General features: G+C 28.5%; 1 protein-coding gene. It reads right to left on the minus strand.

What is annotated here, in order from left to right:
* Positions 1 to 305: 305 nt before the first annotated feature.
* Positions 306 to 1,118, minus strand: coding sequence for a hypothetical protein (locus tag SHK09_RS15365; RefSeq protein WP_319811673.1), 813 nt, complete (start codon positions 1,116 to 1,118; stop codon positions 306 to 308).
* Between the last annotated feature and the right edge of the window lie 286 nt (positions 1,119 to 1,404).

Consider the following 1,404-nt stretch of genomic DNA (forward strand, 5'->3'; position numbering starts at 1 on the left):
AATTTGAGTTCTAAAGTTGCTTTTTCGTACGTTTTTTTTCGCCAGGGATCTTTTTGTGTTTTCATAAGTGACTATAATTAAGTGTTTAATTTTTAGTCAACCTATTTCAGGAAAGTACATTTTTTCAATTGCATACAACGTTGTTGTATATGGTTTGTTGCGTGTTACAAGTAACTAATTTAGTAAATAATTACCGACCAAGAAAGTCCGCGAGGACTTTCGTAAGTAGGCGAGAAGCCAGCAATAAATTATATACGGTGTTGTGCAATCGCCTTTTTTTGTTTTCAGTTTTTTGTTATATAAATCTATTTGGTATATATTAAATTTAAAGAAAGTTGATTTGAAATAGTTGTGTATCTGTATCTACTACCTATTGATAATTTTTTATTAAAAAATGTTTTTTCTATTCCTAAATAACCACCATATCCAAAGGAACTTTGGTTATTTAATTCATACTCTAAAAGAGGAGTCAATTCCATTTGGATATTTCTATCTTTTAAAAGGTTAATTCCAATTCCTATATTTATTGAGTGTTGTTTTAAATTTTTCACATTGTTTTCAATTTGTTCATATTGTATAAAACTATAACCATACACAAAATCAACTGAATTATCTCCAAATCTTCCATCAATATTAACACCATAACCATTTTTATATGATTTGTTATTTGGTTTTGATAGAGCATAAACAGGGCTAATACTTATTTCATCCCAATCAATTAGCATTTTCAATGGTAATAATATAAGGTCAACTATTAAGTTATCGTCTGAACCTCCATTTTGTTTTCTCGCTCTAGATAAAAGCATTACCTCCTCCATCGTTAGTGGAGTGTAGCTACTTGTAGAAACTGTTCCTGTTCTAGCAGAACTATTAGAATTCGAGCTTATTGAACTTCTCTTACTTTTGCCATCAGAAAATCCACGATTATATCCATCTTTATAAGTATTTTCTCCAATTCTTGGAATTGGAGGAATTGGAGTAATAGGTGGAATACATCCAACGCCTTGTTCGTAACAATAACCTGCCTTATATCCGGTTTTATAACCATTATTAAAATCGCTTTGAGAAAAAATCATACACGGAAAAATAAAAATTAATAATATTATAGTCTTGTTCATTTTGTTTTTTTTAATTAGTTAGTTTTTTTAGGTGTTGCACAACGTTTTGGTATAAAAATTTTTGCGATTTAAAAATGCGGCAAATTTTCCACCGGAAAATTAGAAGCATTTTTAAAAAAGCAAAAAGCATTGATTAGGCATAAATTTAAGCAATTTTTTTTATACGATGTTATATTTTTGTTGCGAAAGATTTGAGTGAATACATTTTGATTCCATTTTCATCTTTTCAGCATTTGAGTGATTTCTTATATTTTAACTTTAAAACACTTTTACTAAAAAAAAAACG

The organism is Polaribacter sp. PL03 (assembly GCF_033875165.1).
Classification (GTDB): domain Bacteria; phylum Bacteroidota; class Bacteroidia; order Flavobacteriales; family Flavobacteriaceae; genus Polaribacter.